This window comes from Endozoicomonas gorgoniicola, assembly GCF_025562715.2.
GTDB classification, from domain to species: Bacteria; Pseudomonadota; Gammaproteobacteria; order Pseudomonadales; family Endozoicomonadaceae; genus Endozoicomonas_A; species Endozoicomonas_A gorgoniicola.
In genome coordinates, this window is sequence record NZ_JAPFCC010000001.1 from 5,626,155 (window position 1) to 5,642,024 (window position 15,870).

General features: G+C 46.1%; 11 protein-coding genes. 6 read left to right on the plus strand and 5 right to left on the minus strand.

Annotated elements, in window-relative coordinates; genetic code table 11:
• Positions 1-19: 19 nt before the first annotated feature.
• Positions 20-1,345: an IS701 family transposase gene (locus NX722_RS25370; protein ID WP_262563599.1), complete on the minus strand. Its 1,326-nt coding sequence runs from the start codon at positions 1,343-1,345 to the stop codon at positions 20-22.
• Between the two features lie 228 nt (positions 1,346-1,573).
• Here NX722_RS25370 and NX722_RS25375 point away from each other — a divergent pair, with 228 nt between their 5' ends.
• The 5 genes from NX722_RS25375 (at position 1,574) to NX722_RS25395 (ending at position 7,856) form a co-directional block, all read left to right on the plus strand.
• Positions 1,574-2,566, plus strand: a complete 993-nt coding sequence (locus NX722_RS25375) for an IS30 family transposase (protein WP_262563592.1) — start codon at positions 1,574-1,576, stop codon at positions 2,564-2,566.
• A gap of 150 nt (positions 2,567-2,716) precedes the next feature.
• Positions 2,717-4,012 (plus strand): transposase family protein, encoded by a 1,296-nt coding sequence (locus tag NX722_RS25380; protein WP_262565635.1) that lies wholly within the window; start codon positions 2,717-2,719, stop codon positions 4,010-4,012.
• The gene (locus NX722_RS25385; protein WP_262565636.1) at positions 4,012-5,022 is read left to right on the plus strand and encodes a TniB family NTP-binding protein; all 1,011 of its coding nucleotides are present in this window, start codon (positions 4,012-4,014) and stop codon (positions 5,020-5,022) included. The genes NX722_RS25380 and NX722_RS25385 overlap by 1 nt, the downstream gene beginning before the upstream one ends.
• 167 nt (positions 5,023-5,189) lie before the next feature.
• A complete protein-coding gene (locus NX722_RS25390; protein WP_262565637.1) occupies positions 5,190-5,348 on the plus strand; it encodes a hypothetical protein in 159 nt (52 codons plus the stop codon).
• A gap of 330 nt (positions 5,349-5,678) precedes the next feature.
• On the plus strand, positions 5,679-7,856 hold the full coding sequence (locus NX722_RS25395; RefSeq protein ID WP_265442388.1) for a hypothetical protein: 2,178 nt from the start codon (positions 5,679-5,681) through the stop codon (positions 7,854-7,856).
• A 12-nt stretch (positions 7,857-7,868) separates the two neighbouring features.
• Here NX722_RS25395 and NX722_RS25400 read toward each other — a convergent pair whose 3' ends face one another.
• Together NX722_RS25400 and NX722_RS25405 are read right to left on the minus strand one after the other, a co-directional pair.
• Complete coding sequence (locus NX722_RS25400; RefSeq protein ID WP_262565639.1) at positions 7,869-8,828, minus strand: hypothetical protein; 960 nt, start codon at positions 8,826-8,828, stop codon at positions 7,869-7,871.
• Positions 8,829-8,888: 60 nt separating this feature from the next.
• Complete coding sequence (locus NX722_RS25405; RefSeq protein ID WP_262565640.1) at positions 8,889-11,945, minus strand: type I restriction endonuclease subunit R; 3,057 nt, start codon at positions 11,943-11,945, stop codon at positions 8,889-8,891.
• A 61-nt stretch (positions 11,946-12,006) separates the two neighbouring features.
• Here NX722_RS25405 and NX722_RS25410 point away from each other — a divergent pair, with 61 nt between their 5' ends.
• A complete protein-coding gene (locus NX722_RS25410; protein ID WP_262565641.1) occupies positions 12,007-12,192 on the plus strand; it encodes a hypothetical protein in 186 nt (61 codons plus the stop codon).
• 145 nt (positions 12,193-12,337) lie between these two features.
• Here NX722_RS25410 and NX722_RS25415 read toward each other — a convergent pair whose 3' ends face one another.
• Both NX722_RS25415 and NX722_RS25420 read right to left on the minus strand, forming a co-directional pair.
• On the minus strand, positions 12,338-13,669 hold the full coding sequence (locus NX722_RS25415) for a restriction endonuclease subunit S (protein ID WP_262565642.1): 1,332 nt from the start codon (positions 13,667-13,669) through the stop codon (positions 12,338-12,340).
• Positions 13,669-15,828, minus strand: coding sequence for a type I restriction-modification system subunit M (locus NX722_RS25420; RefSeq protein ID WP_262565643.1), 2,160 nt, complete (start codon positions 15,826-15,828; stop codon positions 13,669-13,671). Before NX722_RS25420 ends, NX722_RS25415 begins: the two co-directional genes overlap by 1 nt.
• Positions 15,829-15,870 lie beyond the last annotated feature (42 nt).

Consider the following 15,870-nt stretch of genomic DNA (forward strand, 5'->3'; position numbering starts at 1 on the left):
TCATTGGTTCTGAGTTCATTTATGTCGTTTTTCCAAAAAAACTATCCGAACGTTCGTTTTTATCCGGCAATTTCAGCTCTAATTTTTGCTCATATCGGTTCCAGCAGCCACGAATTCGAAACTGCGGAATAATCCAAAACAGCGCGCGCCTAAGCATTCCGGCCGTGACTGTATGGGGGTTCCTCCAGGCAGTTTTGGCCAACGCAATGGCCGCAGGATTTTGACAAATGGTCAGCAATTGCACCAGCGCATACCCTGCCATTTTAATGTGCATCCATCGTAACAGCGTTCTGAGTTTCTGCTGCCATAAATGCTTGCATCCAAACTCGTGTTTAAGTTGCTGGAACATAGGCTCTATAGGCCACCTGAGCGAGTAGGCTAATAGCACTTCATCGGCTTTCAGGTCAGGATTTGTGGACAGAAATAGTTTGGTTTCTGTTTCTCCCTTGTCGTTTTCAAAACGACTCCAGACGACTCGGACAATACGGCCTTTCAAAAAACGAGCCCGGCAAATACAGGAACGAAAAGAGACAGTCCGGTTCTTTCTGTAAAGCCAGAGAGTCATCTTGGTCTCTGGTAATTTCTCTACTTCCTCAGGTGTCATTTTGACACCATACTTACGCTTGCGGCCTTTCCTTTTGAAAGGAGAGGGAGGAAGTGCATCGACTGGAAGCGCATAAAGTGCCCGGTTTTTGGGTATATGACCAATGACCTCATACCCAAGCTCAAGCGCGGGCTGCATCATGGTGTGATTCATAAACCAGCAGTCAGTGAGTAGCCGAAAAGCTCGCCCCTGAAGAGTCTGCCGTACAGATTTCAGCATGGCCTTTGCAATTTTAAGTTTACTGATATTGCCTGATTTAGGTGATGGAAATGCCATCACTGGAACCGCAGTATGCACCTTGTCTGATGGTCTCTGGAAAGGAATAGCCAGAAAGACCCAGCATTGACCAAGAAGATAAGTACACCGGTTCTTTTTCTTGCTGTGTTGGTGATGTATTCGGCATGCCGGTGCTTTGTCAGAGCAACGTTCGAGTGTCAGGTCGTCAAGAATCAGGGGAATGGTCTGACCGTCAGGCACTTTAGAACTGACCAGCAATATCAGACGATGCGCCAGGTTTCGCCAACGCCACTTACCTTGAGAGACCCAATGATGGTAGCTGTTCCAGAAATTCTCGTAGTGGATCGTCAGGAGAGCCTGTGTAACAAAGCCTTCGCCAGAAAGCATGCCACCCAGAAGTAACTCACAGAACGTTGGTGCCGCAAGTGGTGATAGCGCTTTTGCAAGAAATGTCGTATATAAAGAAAGCTCTCGAAGGATTACTTTCTGATCTGAAGTGAGCATGGCAACCGCTTTTTCCTGGTAGATGAAGCGGTTGCTTAACCTATTTCGGCATCAAAAAATACAAAACGTTAGTACTTATAATTCTCTAAACTCGAGTAAAGAAAGAACCTGAATTCGTATCATAAGTGCATAACCTCTGTAACCAGAGGATTGTTTCAGAACCTTTGAAGTGAATCAGAACTCAGGGGTATTCTGTAAAGCAACCAAACCATACAGAGGAAGCCAAGGATGGCCTATACACACCTGAGCTCTGAAGAGAGATATTATATCGAAACTGAACTCAAAAATGGGACTTCACAAAACAAAATTGCTAAAAAGCTTGGCCGTTCACAGCCTACCGTGTCGCGAGAAGTAAACCGCAATAAAGGGCAAAGAGGGTACAGGCACCAACAGGCTAATCGCACAGCTCGGCAGCGGCACAAAGATAAGCCAAAAGCTATTAAGCTGACAGACGACATTAAACAACGTATTTCAAACGATATCCGTTCAGATTGGAGTCCTGAACAAGTGGCTGGAAGGCTTGAAAAGGACGGTGTAATCAAGCTGCATCATGAGACGATTTATCAATTTGTAGCGGATGATAAACGGCGCGGAGGCTCGCTCTATAAGCACTTGAGGCACCAGAAAAAAACTTATCGAAAGCGATACGGTTCAGCTCATAACCGAACCGGTATACCAAATCGGGTTGGCATTGAAGAACGCCCCGAAGTGGTCAACAACAGAGAGCGAGTTGGTGACTGGGAAGCTGATACTGTAATAGGTAAAAATCATAAAGGAGCCATCGCTACATTAGATGAACGAAAAACCAAGCTTCGCCTTGCTGTCCCTCTACCAGGCAAGAAGGCAAAAGCGGTTAAACAGGGAATAATTGACGTACTCAAGCCTCTGAAAAGGTTTGTAAAGACAATAACATACGACAATGGAAAGGAGTTTGTTCAGCATGAATCAATTGCCAAAGCTTTAAAATGTGACAGCTACTTTGCTGCCCCCTACCATTCTTGGGAAAGAGGCCAGAATGAGAATGCTAATGGTTTGCTAAGGCAGTATTTCCCCAAGTCGATGGAGCTTAATGGCGTGACAGAAAAAGATGTCATCATTGCAGTGGATAAGCTGAACAACAGGCCAAGAAAGTGCCTGGGCTACAAGACTCCTTATGAGGCATTTAAAGAGTCAACTGGAATAGATGCAAGAAAAGTCATGGGTTATGCACTTATGACTTGAATTCAGGGAATATCAATTTATGAGGCTTGGGATAATCTTGATGGTTATATTACGAATGCAAATAAAAAAAGACCTGAAGGTGATAAGCTAAAAACGCCGTGCTACGACATATTAAGGAAAAGGATTAAGGCAGAGTCTCCTTATGAAATAATGGTTGCCAGAGAAGGAAAAAGAAAAGCTGATATTGAGTTTGCTTCTGTTGGTATGTCTTTAAAACTCGAAAGGGCAATGCAGCGAGTAGAGGTTGATCATACAAAATTGGACGTATTTGTTGTCGATGATGAAAATTATCTGCCGTTGGGAAGGCCTTGGCTAACCACTTCAATTGATGCCTTGTCGAGATCAATTACTGGGTTCTATGTTGGTTTTCATCCCCCAAGCTTTTTAACATTAACAAAGCTTCTTAAGTCCATAATTATTCCTAAAAATTATATCAAGGAACGCTATCCAGAAATAAGAAATCCATGGGTTTGTTCCGGAGTTCCAGAACTTTTTGTGTTTGATAATGGAAAAGAATTCTGGTCAAAAGACCTTGAGGTTGTTTTGGCAGAACTAAATATTCAAACTCAATATAACCCGGTACAAAAACCATGGTTAAAAGGGAAGATTGAGCGATTATACGGAACCATCAACAAAAAGCTTCTTATTGATTTACCAGGAAAGACTTTCAGCAATATATTTGAAAAAGGCGATTATGACCCTGAAAAGAATGCTGTTATTACTTTCAGTACCTTCCTTGAAATTCTTTATACTTGGGTTGTTGATGTCTATCAGCAGCAGCCTGTTGCTAAAGGTACGATTATTCCTGATCTTGCCTGGAAAGAAGGTATCCTTGATTTTCCTCCACGCCATGTCGACCCGAAGCGATTGGATATCATTCTGGGTAGAACGAAGTACAGCAAGCTTCGTCGTGGCGGCGTCCAATATTCGAACCTGAGATATGATTCGAATGATCTTGCCAAGCTGAGAGGCAGGATTGGAAGTGTTCAGGTTATGTATAAGATTGATCCTGATGATCTTGGTTATATTCATGTGTTCAATGAATCTGAACGTCGTTACTTAAAGGTTCATGCGGTAGATTTTGAGTATGCCGATGGTCTTTCAGAGTGGCAGCATAAAGTACATAAAAAATACGCCCGAAAATATATTCGCAAAAAGTATCGGCATGACGATGTGGTAGCAGCTCGTGATGCTATCAAAGAACTAGTCAAGCGCGAGATTGAACGCTGGGAAACCCATGGGAAAGCTGGGAAGAACAGTACCTCTGTAAGAGCTGCCAGATATGCCAAGGTTGCTGATAACTCAACTGGTTCTTTGACTAGTGTCATCAAGGGGCCAGAGAACAATGCAGTGAGCATCAATTCAGGTGATTCGTCAGAGAAAAAAGATGATTGGTATGTTCCTATTGACCGAACAGCGTGGAGTTCTTCTGGAGGTGAAGAGTAATGGAATTAGTACTGTCAGACTGGCAAAAAAAGAGAAGTGCTCACGTCAGAGATATGCGTATCTGGATGGAGATTCATAACCTTATTTTTAGCGACATGGAAGAATGTAAGGAGTTAGCAAAGTACGGTGGAGAACCTCCATGCATGTTATGTTACGGAGACACTGGCTCTGGAAAATCTGCACAAATTGAAAAATTCAGAAATGATCATAAGCGCTATGAGAAGGCAGATCGATCAGTGATACCTGTCGTGTATAGTGTGTTACCGACGAAACTGTCAGAGAGAGGCCTTTTGATCAAACTACTAAAAGCCATTGGTCAAGAGATTGAAGATTATAAGGAACTGGATGAAGATGATCTGCTGCAATTAATAGTGAAATATGTGGATCAGCTTGGTATTGAACTTTTCATTATTGATGAAGCTCAGGGGTTTCTGGAACATGAGAGTAGAAGATTGGTTTATGACGCCACAGAGTGCCTTAAAAGGTTAATTATAGAAACAAAAAGACCTTTTATCCTTTTTGGGATGCCTTGGTGCCTGTATGCTATTGAACAGAACTCTCAGCTAGCAAGCCGTTTTCTTCGTAGAAGATATCTGTCCCCATTTATCATCTCAGAGCTATCAAAAAAAGCGGTTTATCTCAATTTTCTGGATGAGTTGGATGAAAGACTGGGGTTTGAAGAGAAAGCTGATCTGAAGAGTCGAGAAATCTCTCTTCGGTTGTTTGTAGTGAGCCGGGGCAATTTACGGGTCTTGAGGAATGTTATCGATCAGGCTGCATTTCTTGCAATTAAAGAAAATGCTCGACAAATTACTTATGACCATTTTCTGAAAGCTTGTGAGGCATTCTTTCCAGGAGATGAAAATCCATTCCGTATGCAGAACCTTGATAAGCTAGAATTTTTTGAGCTAGAGAAGCCATCATACTGGGATCAAAATGCAAAGAGGGGTGTTAACCCTGTTGTTGAGCAAACGTTTACAGAAGTGAAAACCCTGTCTGAGATCGTTTAGAGTGATCTTGTAGTCCAGTTGTTATCTGGGCTACACAAAAATACATTTTTTTTCACCACCTACGCTGCTGCCAAATCTACCCTTATTCCGTAACCTCAACCCTGCCTCCAGACGAGGCTCGAAACATGGCCCACGGTGGGTTGTGTAGAATGCTTGAGGGTTTTCTCATGGCTAAGTCCAAGACCAGTACTCCTATGACTCCCAGTGCAGCTGCACGTATCCAGAGCAGTGAAGCAAAAGCTAATGGGGGTAAAGTCTCCAGTGATAGCTTTGCAGCTCGTGCACAGGGGGCGGCTGCCAGAAATGAAGGAAAATCAAAAAAATAAAAACTGATCAAAGCAGGTATGCCTTAGCGCATACCTGCTATCAAGGATGTTGAAACATGCGAAAGTTCAGCAGTTGTAAGGAGATCGGCGCACTGGTTTCCATGAAAGTCAGCCAGGGCTGGTTATTTCAGAACGGTAAAAGACATGGAAAGCTTATTTCCCCATTCGGTCCATTTCTTACGGTACCATGCTCGCCAAGTGACAGAAGAGCGTTTCAAAACTTCAGACGAGATATGAAGGCTATAGAGAGGGAGTATCTGAAACATGGCGGCTAACAAAATACCAGAACGCCCATATCTGACTGTGGGAGAGATATATCGCAGTATCTCTGTGGCTTTCGGAACCAAGAACCGGAACTCTGAGGTAGATCAGATGGCTCGCCGAGGCGACTACGACTATCGGCTGAGAGATAAATTGCTTACAGAATTGTTCTATGAACCAATTAAGAAGCAAGCGGGTGATAAGTTTGCCTTATTTGTGTGTCAGGCAATTGATCATTTGATCAATGAGTACATAAACCTCGTCAAGAAAATCCCATTGGATGCTATGACAAGAAAAGAGTCTCTTCCAGTGTTATTTGAGTTCTTTTTCTCTCGTCAGGTTGCAGGCATTGCTACTCAGTTTTTCAAAAAATTCGGCGGCCCCAACCCAATACACTATTTCTGTGCCGACACTCCCGCCAAGCTAGGGATAACCTGTAGGTGGCTGGAAGAAAATAACACTTCTTTTTCAGAGCTTGTGAACTCACTGGATGACAAACAGGCACAAGATCAATATCGAAAGTGGAAGCAGGGAAAAGAGCTACCCAAAGTGAGTTCGCTCTCTGTATTTCTTGACAGTTTGTCATTACCAGATAAGCAGACGGTATGCCTCCATCTTATTGTTGGAAGGCTTATTCAACATTATGTGAATAACCACTCTCAATTTGCTATTTGCAGGAATGTGAGCCAAGTCCTCTGGGAAGCAGAACACTTTGACATTGGTATGGCATTATCCTTTGCGCATATTGATGCAGCTGAAAAATTCGCACCATTACAACATGCGGTTATTCCTGTGTTTGAAGCACTGGATAGAAAAAGTAAGAAAAGCCAGCAGGCGAAAGATGAAAGTTGGGCTCTTCTGGAAAAGTTTGAGCAGGAAACAAACCGGCTAGATCCCGTCGGTATTACCCGTCATGTACTGGAGTGGCAAAAAGCACGTTGGTATGTATTCTCCGGAGATTATAAGACTTCGTGTAAGAAGTATGAAAGAGCGTTTGAGTACTCTTTATACCGAGCATCGAATACACCTGAAATTTTACAAGAATCTCTGGCTATTGCCGCTAAAGAACGTAATAGAAGCCTGCTGAAACGACTTAAAAATCAGGCCATTGCATTTGGTTATTACGAGATTCCTGGTGACCATGACAGCCTCTCCCAGGCTAACAAAAAATCCAAAAGTCATGTTGTTGAAGATTGGGAAGTAGAGCAGTGGGATAGTGCTTTTGCCTACCTTTTCAAGCCTGAATGCTGCTTCCCACAATGGATTGATGAATCAAAACATAAAATACAGCTTCCATTCCTTCACCACGTTGAAGAAAAGTACTTTAAGCGTAAACCTGACTTGTCCCGTCCAGACAGAAGAATCGATGTTGGTATTTCCATCGGAGGAGAAAAACGAAAATATCCACAATTGATATGGCATGCGGACTTAAATCATCCACACCATGTGAAGTCTCTTCTTGACGCTGGTGCGAATGTAGATCAGTTATCAGACACGTCGGATTCAGCACTATTGCTGGCAACCATAGAAATTGTGAATACCGGTGACCGTCGTTGCTTTGACTTAATTAAACAGCAACCGCACAGTCATGAAACCATGAATGTGAGAACCGACAAAAAGAAGCTGACGCTTCTTCTGGAGGCCGTTGATACTGGGCAACCAGATGTCGTCGAGACAATTTTGGATATGGGCGCAGAGGTAGACAGGCGTGGTCATACAGATCATTCAACAGCCCTCAACCAGTGCATTAAATATATTGGCAATGTCAAAAATCCAGAAAAGGCCCTTGCTAATATGTTGAACTTTAACCTCGATGACCCGGTGCTTATAGATACAATTCGCAGAAACTCTCATGGAGCAATGGGCTTAACTGAAGCAGAAGTCAGAAAGAGCTTATCTCGATTTGAAAAAGACGAAACAGCAGTTGCTTGCCGGATAGCTGCTGTTGAGTACTTGCATAAGCAACAGCAAAAGCGGTTTGAGTATGGAAAACTTCTTAAAATAGCCAAGCTGTTACTGCAGAGAGGTGCTAACCCGGATGCAGTGCATACAAGCCCTCTTCCTGGATATACACCACTGATGTTGGCAGTAGAGCTGGATGAACCTGAGCTGGTACAGCTAATGTTGCAGAATGGTGGTAACCCACACAGAACATACCAGCATGGCTCGCACCCTATTGACTGCTGGATGATTGCCAGAGGATTTCGCTCATACAGGGCTCTCTCTGTACTTGGCAGAAGTAGCTGAGCCCTGCACCTCTCAGACTCTCCCGATTGACCGCTCTTGCTGGCTTATAAAATCTGCGAAAGCTCCATATTCAGTAACCTCTGAAGTTCGGGCATGAACCATACTGAAACGAATAATTTCACCCTGATGATCATGCCCGTTAGCCCACTCAAGCTGTACCCGATATGGTGCAGACTGATGCTCAAGTAGTGATTCATAGGCGGCGAGGGCATCAGGGAAGCGGTTAAACAGCTTCTTGCAGACAACCTCTGTGTAAAACTGAGCAAGCCCTTCAACAATAGCAAGATCAGCCTGAGCGAATTTCTGGGTGTTCCAGCTCTTGGCGTCAATATCTTTTCCCAGATGGGTGTAGGCATGTGCCAGCTCATGAGCAAGAACGACAGTAGTCAGAGCTGGGACAGGGATTCCGTAAAGCAGTGACACGACACCAATGGCCATCCAGTAAATTTCTACTCTGGACTCTCTGAAATAGTAAGCACCAAGAATATCCTGATCAATATTTGCAAGCTGTTTGGTTATATCGGTTTTATTGAGCTCCCGGATAACTCTATGGAACCATTGGCCTACTTTTGAAAGTTCAACATCATCAAAATTGGGCTCTACCAGCGCGGACAGTTGTTCAAAATGACGACGGGCTATTTCGATCCCATGTTCAGTTTGTTCCAGTGTTCGCTTATGAAGCAGTAATGGAGCCAGCCTATCGTGACCGCCTAGAACGTCTGCAAGAGGGTATGGAAAGCCATCTTCAACCCTGACAGCAACTTGAGATGTATCAGTGCCAATGGAGAGCCTGAGAGCTGTTTCATTGCGTAGGTGATCCCTGACCTGCAAATTCCATTGCTTCACTGTCCGCTGTACTTCTTCCTTTAGAACCGGATACTTCTGACGCAGTAGCTCAGCCCATCTTTCCAGCTTGCTTGTGTTGCTTTTTTCGGAGTAGTAAGCATTACCCCAAGCATTAAAATTTGGCACAAAATTCTCCTTTCTGGCATTCAGGCATAATCTGAATGCCAATAACCACTTTTCATTCTGTTATTTCGCATCCCTGTTGCGGATGTCGCCATAAACCCGGTGCAACAGATGATCCGTTGCCACATCACGAAACTCTTTGTCGGTCATCAGGCGATTAAAGATATCTTCATTGCCTTCCATCCGGTCAATTACCAGATTCTCAAAGGCTTTTTCAAATACCTGCCGGAAGTCGTCCACATTGTTGACCGCTGCCGCCTGCTGCAAAGGCTCACTGGTGATGGCTTCTTCTTGTATCTGGTCAAAGAACAGCTGATCGGCCGGGGTGAACTCGGTGCCAAAGCGGTCGTTGAGAATCTCAATCAGTTCTGAGAGAAAGACCTCTTCATCTTCATTGCGGCCTCCACCTGTATGGTTCGGCCCCTTGAGCGGATCGGCCTGTCCATCGTTCAGGTCAATACTGCCCTCACTGATTTTTTGCAGCCGGTAATACTGAAGCTGAACATCATCCTCAATATCGTAACCCGCCCCCGAAGCTCGACGAGGCAGCTTGGTCAGCAGGAAACGCAGGTAGGTGTACAGTTTTTCAAGGTCAGTATCCTGATAAGGGATGACCTGAGACAGAAAGGCATACAAATTCCGGAAAGCAACAATCTTGCTTTTCACTTCATCCTGCTCATCCTCCTCCAGTGCCTTAAAGCGCTCTACGGCCTGGTCAAGAATGCCATTCATTTTGGCATGATCCTGAACACTCTCTTTCTTGCGGGGCAGGAAGTAGATTTTTGTGAAGTCCAGTACTTCGTCGTCAAAGATAATATTCGTTTCTTCCACTTCATCCTGAAGCTCGTAAAGCCTGTGGGCATCAGTCAACGGCTCGACCGGGGTGTCTTCGTAAAATGGCTTGAACGCTTTAAAGATATCTTCCGGCGTGTTGACAAAATCCAGTACAAAAGTGTCGTCTTTTCCGGCGCAGATACGGTTCAGCCGGGACAGGGTTTGCACCGCCTGAATGCCGGACAGCTTTTTATCCACATACATGGTATGCAACAACGGCTGGTCAAAACCGGTCTGGTACTTTTCGGCCACCAGAAGCACCTGGTAATCATCGCTGTCAAAGCGGGCAGGAAGCTCGGATTCCTTTACCCCTTCGTTCATGGATACTTCCGTCCATGACTTCTCGGGAAACTTGGGATCATTGACCGTACCGGAAAACGCCACCAGTGACTTTATATCGTCATACCCCATCTCTGAGATATAGCCGTCAAAGCTCTCCTTGTACCTCACCGCGTGAAGACGTGAACCGGTAACAACCATCGCCTTGGCCCGACCACCAATCTTGTGGCGTACCTGATTGCGGAAGTGCTCCACCATCATTTCGGTTTTCTGGCGGATGTTGTAATCATGCAGGTTCAGGAAACGCCCCAGGGCTTTGGCAGTTTTCTTGCGCTCGACCTGTGGATCATCTTCGGCGGTATGCAGCAGCTTGAAATAAGTATCAATATGAGTGAAGTTCTTCAGCACATCATGGATGAACTTTTCCTCAATGGCCTGTTTCATGGTGTATTGATGGAACGGAGCCTCACCCATTGGCCCCGGCTCATCAAAGACTTTTTTGGTCTTGTATTTGGGGGTGGCCGTAAAAGCAAAAAAGCTGATGTTTGGTTGACGACTGCGTTTCAGCATCTCTCTGGCAATCTCTTCCAAAGCCGTTTCGTCCATATCGTCATCGGCGTTGTCAACGGCGTACTGTGCCGCTTCTTCCGCAATGCCATCCTTGTTCAGCACATGTTTCAGCTCCATGGCGTTTTCGCCGGACTGGGAGCTGTGGGCTTCATCGACAATCACCGCAAAGCGTTTGCCCTGGGTGGAAATGGCCAGTTCACTGTCACTCTCAACCCCTTCGTTCAGCTTTTCCAGGGTCTCTGCCACAAAGGGAAATTTCTGTAAGGTGGTGATGATAATCGGCGTATCCGTAGACAGCGCCTTTGCCAGCTGGCGGGTATCCTCATCAATTTTTTCGACAACGCCTTTCTTGTGCTCAAACTGGTAGATGGTGTTCTGCAATTGCTGGTCCAGCACCCGGCGGTCGGTCACCACAATCACGGAATCATAAATCTTGTTGTCGTTATCATCGTGCAGGCAGGACAAACGATGGGCCAGCCAGGCAATGGAGTTGGACTTGCCCGACCCAGCTGAATGCTGCACCAGATAGTTACGGCCAGAACCGTGCTTCTGGGTGTGGCTAATCAGGCTTCTCACCGCGCTCAGCTGATGGTAGCGGGGAAAGATCATGGTCTCTTTACGGATTTTCCTGATGCCCTTGTCGGTAGGAATCCGTTTGTCTTCGACCTGTAAATGCATAAACCGACCCAGGATATCCAGCAAACTGTCCCGCTGCCAGACTTCCCGCCAAAGGTAGCTGGTTCGATAACCGCCATCCGCAGCAGGCGGGTTTCCTGCACCGCCATTGCAACCTAGGTTAAAGGGCAGGAAGAAGGTTTTGTTGCCCGACAGTCGGGTGGTCATAAACACCAGATCCTGATCCACCGCAAAGTGAACCAGAGCCCGTTTTTTAAACTGAAACAACAGTTCACGGTGATCACGGTCGTTTTTGTATTGATACTTGGCGTTCTCTACCGTCTGGCCGGAGTTGGGATTCTTCAGTTCTACCGTCACCACGGGCAGGCCGTTCACCGACAACACCAGGTCAGGCTTATTACCGGCCTTGTCGTATTTCACCTGTCGGGTCACCGTCAGGCGATTGTCACGGTAGAGCTTCAGGCTGTCAGGGTTTTTCCGGTTGCCGGGCGCAAAAAATGCCACCCGCAGTTTTTTACCAAAGCATTTAAAGCCGTTGCGCAGCACCTTGAGCATGCCGGAACTGTTCAGGGTTTTGCACAGGTCATCGAGCACGACCTTTTCGGTATCACTTTTGTGGATAGCCCGCAAAGCCTGCCAGGGCTTCGGCTGCGTAGTCTGGATAAACGACAGCACCTGCTGCGGGAACAGCGCCCGCTCCCTGTCATACTCTTCGGCTGAGCCCTGTTGGTAACCGCCCTGATGAATCAGTTCGTATTCTATGGTATCTTCCAGCCGGTCTTCCGTGTGCTTTTTTTTCATTTGCTGATGAACCTGTAGGCTATGCTTTGCCCTGAATAAGAAGTAATAACGACTCTTTACAATGAATAAAAATCAGCGTGAAAGCCTGTCAAAAATGTGGTTTGATCTGGTCAAAGTGCCGCTGGCCCTTTGTGTACTGGGGCCATTGGTAACAGGTGTAGACCAGTTGTTCGAAATAGAAATATTCGGTTTGTCTTTAGTCATACTCTTTACCTACATGGGGTACATAACAGGAGAAAAGTTATGAATATGGGTGATATTTACCTGCTTATGACCTTCATCGCATTCCTTGTAGCCATCCCCCTTATTCTCTGGATCAAGCGGGAAAACAGGAAGCCCTGACCCTTTTCGCGAAGTCACGAAAAGGGTGCCTGATGATTCCATGAAAATCATCAGGCTGTATCCTCTAGCCTGATCTGGCGTACGTCGATTTTGCCGGTGACGGCAGCGGTGATCAGAGCTGTTCGGTATTCGTTGAGTTTATCAATCATTCTCTGCTTTTCGGCAATCAGAGTGTCCAGCTGGCTGATTTTGTGGTCAAGGAAGTCGACTACTCTCTTTTGCTCAGAATAGTCATCAGGATAAGTAACAGGCAGGCATACCAAATCAGTAGCATTAATGGCAGGATAACTTACACCAACAGATTCTGAGACAACCGCATCAACAAACCCCTGATTCTCTAAGGCGTAAGCCAGAAATCTTGGGTGGATGTCTTCTGAAGGTCGGATTACAGCAAATCCAGTAGATGCAATCAGGTTATCTGGTGCATTTTCTATGTGTGCGATAGCTTTCAGATAGGTTCGAACTGTTGAAATTACAGTGTCGCCATTTTGCACTACTCGCCTGGCGCGAGAAGGTGCATCTTCGAAGAACATTACTTCTGTGTACTTAATGCCTTCAACCGAGCTCACACTTGAAATATCAATGTATTCAATTTCGTAGTCAGGCTCGGTTGTATCTGGTAAAGCCTCATCATTGTAGGAAGCTACAAACTTTAACCTCCTCACATTCCACCCCGATGGAACCTCCCCCAACCACTCAACCCCGGAATCCTTCATCGGCACAGAAGCATCCAGCCCCTTGGTCACGGCCTGGGTAATCAGAGCAATCCGCTTTTCATTAAGCTTGTCGATCAGTCGCTGTTTTTCAGCGATCAGGGTGTCCAACTGGCTGGTTTTGTGGTCGAGGAAGTCTGCGATTAGCTGTTGCTCATCAGTCGATGGCGCAGGTGCTCTAAGCTGTTTTAAATCATCTTGACTTAAATTTGGTTGTCCGCCACCAACAGACTGGGATAGCAAATAGGGTCTTGCCATCCATAGCCAATAGAAGAAGAATTTTGTATGGAACTGTTCAGGCTCAGAAAATACGCAACAGGCTTGGTTTACGGTTGCATCAACTCCTAATATCCCCAAGCGTCCGATTGTTGCTCCATACATTGCAATTGCAAGGCTCCCAGCAGGGTACAGCTTTAAAGTGCTGTAATCTTCTAATGCTTCTCCAGTTAATCTCTGCTTGGTTAGCTTAACAGTATTCTCACGAAGTTCAGAAGTCGTTATCCAAGGGATATCCCCACCGTAATAAGCAGTGTTTTCACTTTTTGGTGTTGTACCACTCCCAATTGAATTGAAGCCATGAGTAGCCTTCCAAGTTACCCAGTGAGAAGGAACCTCCCCCAACCATTCAACCCCGGAATCCCGGTACTCCGGATACTTCGGATAGCGCATCACACCACCTCCGCCAGCATCTTCACAATACGATCTTCCAACCCTTTGATATCGGCCTCAATATCAGACAGAGGTCTTGGCGGCTGGTACTGGTAAAAATGGCGGTTAAAGGGAATCTCGTAACCCACCTTGGTTTTGCTGTGGTCGATCCAGGCATCGTCACGATAAGGCAGCACTTCGTCTTTCAGGTACTGTTCGCAGTGATCTTTGACCAGTTCCAGCAGCTCGGTATTATCAATCTTGCCTTTGTTTTTCTTGTCCGGATAAGTCAGTGGTAGCGGCAGGGCAATATCCATTGGCAGGTCCACATTCTCTGTATCCCTAAGTTTCGGATCAGGCACCAGCTCACCCTTGGCGTTGTGGAAGGGTTCAGCGGTTTTGTCTTCCTCAGCAAAGGCGTCAATCAGTGTATCCCGGAGCTTGGCAGACCACTTCTCGGTGCTTCCTTTGAACGCTTCCTTAAGCATATTTTCAAAGGGAGTACGGGACTTGTAGAGGGTGTCATCGGTGATAGCTTCTACTACCCGCAGAATTTCCTGTTGGCGCAAGCGACCGGCGGCTTCTTCCTGTTCGGCCTGTTCCCGGTTCTTGCGTTTTTTGGAAATAGCCAGCTCCAAAAACCAGGCAGTGCGCCTCAGGCAGCCAATGCGCTGCTCATTAACCTGGAAGTTAAACCGCTTCGGGCGCTCTACGGTCATTTTCAGATAACCAAATTCATGGTTATCAAAAATCTTGCTGTGTTCGGTCTCTGTAAATTCTCCGTACATTCGGGTGATTTTGGCGATATGGTTGGGCTTGCCATCGTCCCCGTCACCGATTTCGTTACGCTTGTCCCCCAGACTTTTCTTCATTTTAACGAAGTAGTCCGTGGCATTAATCAGCTGCACCTTGCCTTTTCGTTCAGCCGACTTGCGGTTGGTGACAATCCAGACATAAGTGTAAATGCCGGTGTTGTAGAACAGCTGGTCGGGCAGGGCGACCACGGTTTCCAGATAGTCCTTTTCAATAATCCAGCGACGGATATTGCTCTCGCCACTGCCTGCGTCACCGGTAAACAACGGCGAACCGTTAAAAACAATGGCGATACGGGAGCCTGTGCCTTTTTGCTCAGGGGTGGGCTGCATCTTGGACATCATATGCAGCAGAAACAATAACGCACCGTCGTTTATTCGAGGAAGGCCGGGGCCAAAACGCCCTCTGAACCCCAGTTCATTATGCTCGCTGGTCACTTCGTTTTTTTCCGGCTTCCACTCCACGCCAAAGGGCGGATTAGCCAGCATGTAATGGAACTTGTGATCGGGCAGACCGTCGTCAGTTTTGCCATCCCCGAGGGTGTCACCAAAAACGATGTTATCGACGTTTTCCCCTTTAATCAGCAGGTCTGAACCACAGATGGCGTAGGACTCTGGGTTATATTCCTGCCCGTACAGTTCCAGATTGGCATCAGGGTTGTGCTCGTTGATGTATTCTTCAGAGACTGACAACATACCACCCGTACCACAGGTGGGGTCATAGATTTTTCGGGCAATGCCTTTTTTATAGATGTCCTCGTCTTTGGTGTAGAGCAAATGCACCATCAGTTTGATGACTTCACGGGGGGTAAAGTGATCCCCGGCTTCTTCGTTGGCCTGTTCATTGAAACGGCGTACAAGGTCTTCAAAGATATAGCCCATGGCCATATTGGGAATACGGTCAGGGTGCAGGTCAACATCCTTGAATTTTTTGACCAGCTCAAATAACCGGTTTGCTTCGTCGAGCTTTTCGATCTCTTCCTCAAATTTGAACTTCTGCAAAATATCGCGAGCCTTGCTGGAGAAACCGGCTATGTAATTGCCCAGGTTTCTAGCCAGCTCATTAGGATCATTCAACAGATTGTTAAATGTGAACTCACTGGTATTGTGAAAGTTGAGGTTGAAGTCGTGGTCGATCTTTTTCTCAATCACCGCACTGAGGAGTCCTTGTTCCTTCAGCTCAAGGTATTTCTTTCTGACCTCCTTGCTGTGTGGCTCCAGTACTGAATCCAGACGACGGAGTACAATCATTGGTAACATAACCCGGCGATACTGGGGCGGACGATAGGGGCCGCGTAGCAGGTTGGCTATTTCCCAGATCAGGTCAATATGCTTTTTGTACTTTTGGTACAGTTCCTGTGTTTTCATTCTGTCTTGATCCTCAGAGTCTTCCTCCCTTTCTGGTAGCGG

Bases quoted from the DNA above. Each gene is read 5' to 3' on its own strand.
- NX722_RS25405 (WP_262565640.1), bottom strand. From the start codon at position 11,945: ATGAAAAAAAAGCACACGGAAGACCGGCTGGAAGATACCATAGAATAC.
- NX722_RS25380 (WP_262565635.1), top strand. From the start codon at position 2,717: ATGGTTGCCAGAGAAGGAAAAAGAAAAGCTGATATTGAGTTTGCTTCT.
- NX722_RS25385 (WP_262565636.1), top strand. From the start codon at position 4,012: ATGGAATTAGTACTGTCAGACTGGCAAAAAAAGAGAAGTGCTCACGTC.
- NX722_RS25390 (WP_262565637.1), top strand. From the start codon at position 5,190: ATGGCTAAGTCCAAGACCAGTACTCCTATGACTCCCAGTGCAGCTGCA.
- NX722_RS25415 (WP_262565642.1), bottom strand. From the start codon at position 13,669: ATGCGCTATCCGAAGTATCCGGAGTACCGGGATTCCGGGGTTGAATGG.
- NX722_RS25375 (WP_262563592.1), top strand. From the start codon at position 1,574: ATGGCCTATACACACCTGAGCTCTGAAGAGAGATATTATATCGAAACT.
- NX722_RS25410 (WP_262565641.1), top strand. From the start codon at position 12,007: ATGAATAAAAATCAGCGTGAAAGCCTGTCAAAAATGTGGTTTGATCTG.
- NX722_RS25370 (WP_262563599.1), bottom strand. From the start codon at position 1,345: ATGCTCACTTCAGATCAGAAAGTAATCCTTCGAGAGCTTTCTTTATAT.
- NX722_RS25420 (WP_262565643.1), bottom strand. From the start codon at position 15,828: ATGAAAACACAGGAACTGTACCAAAAGTACAAAAAGCATATTGACCTG.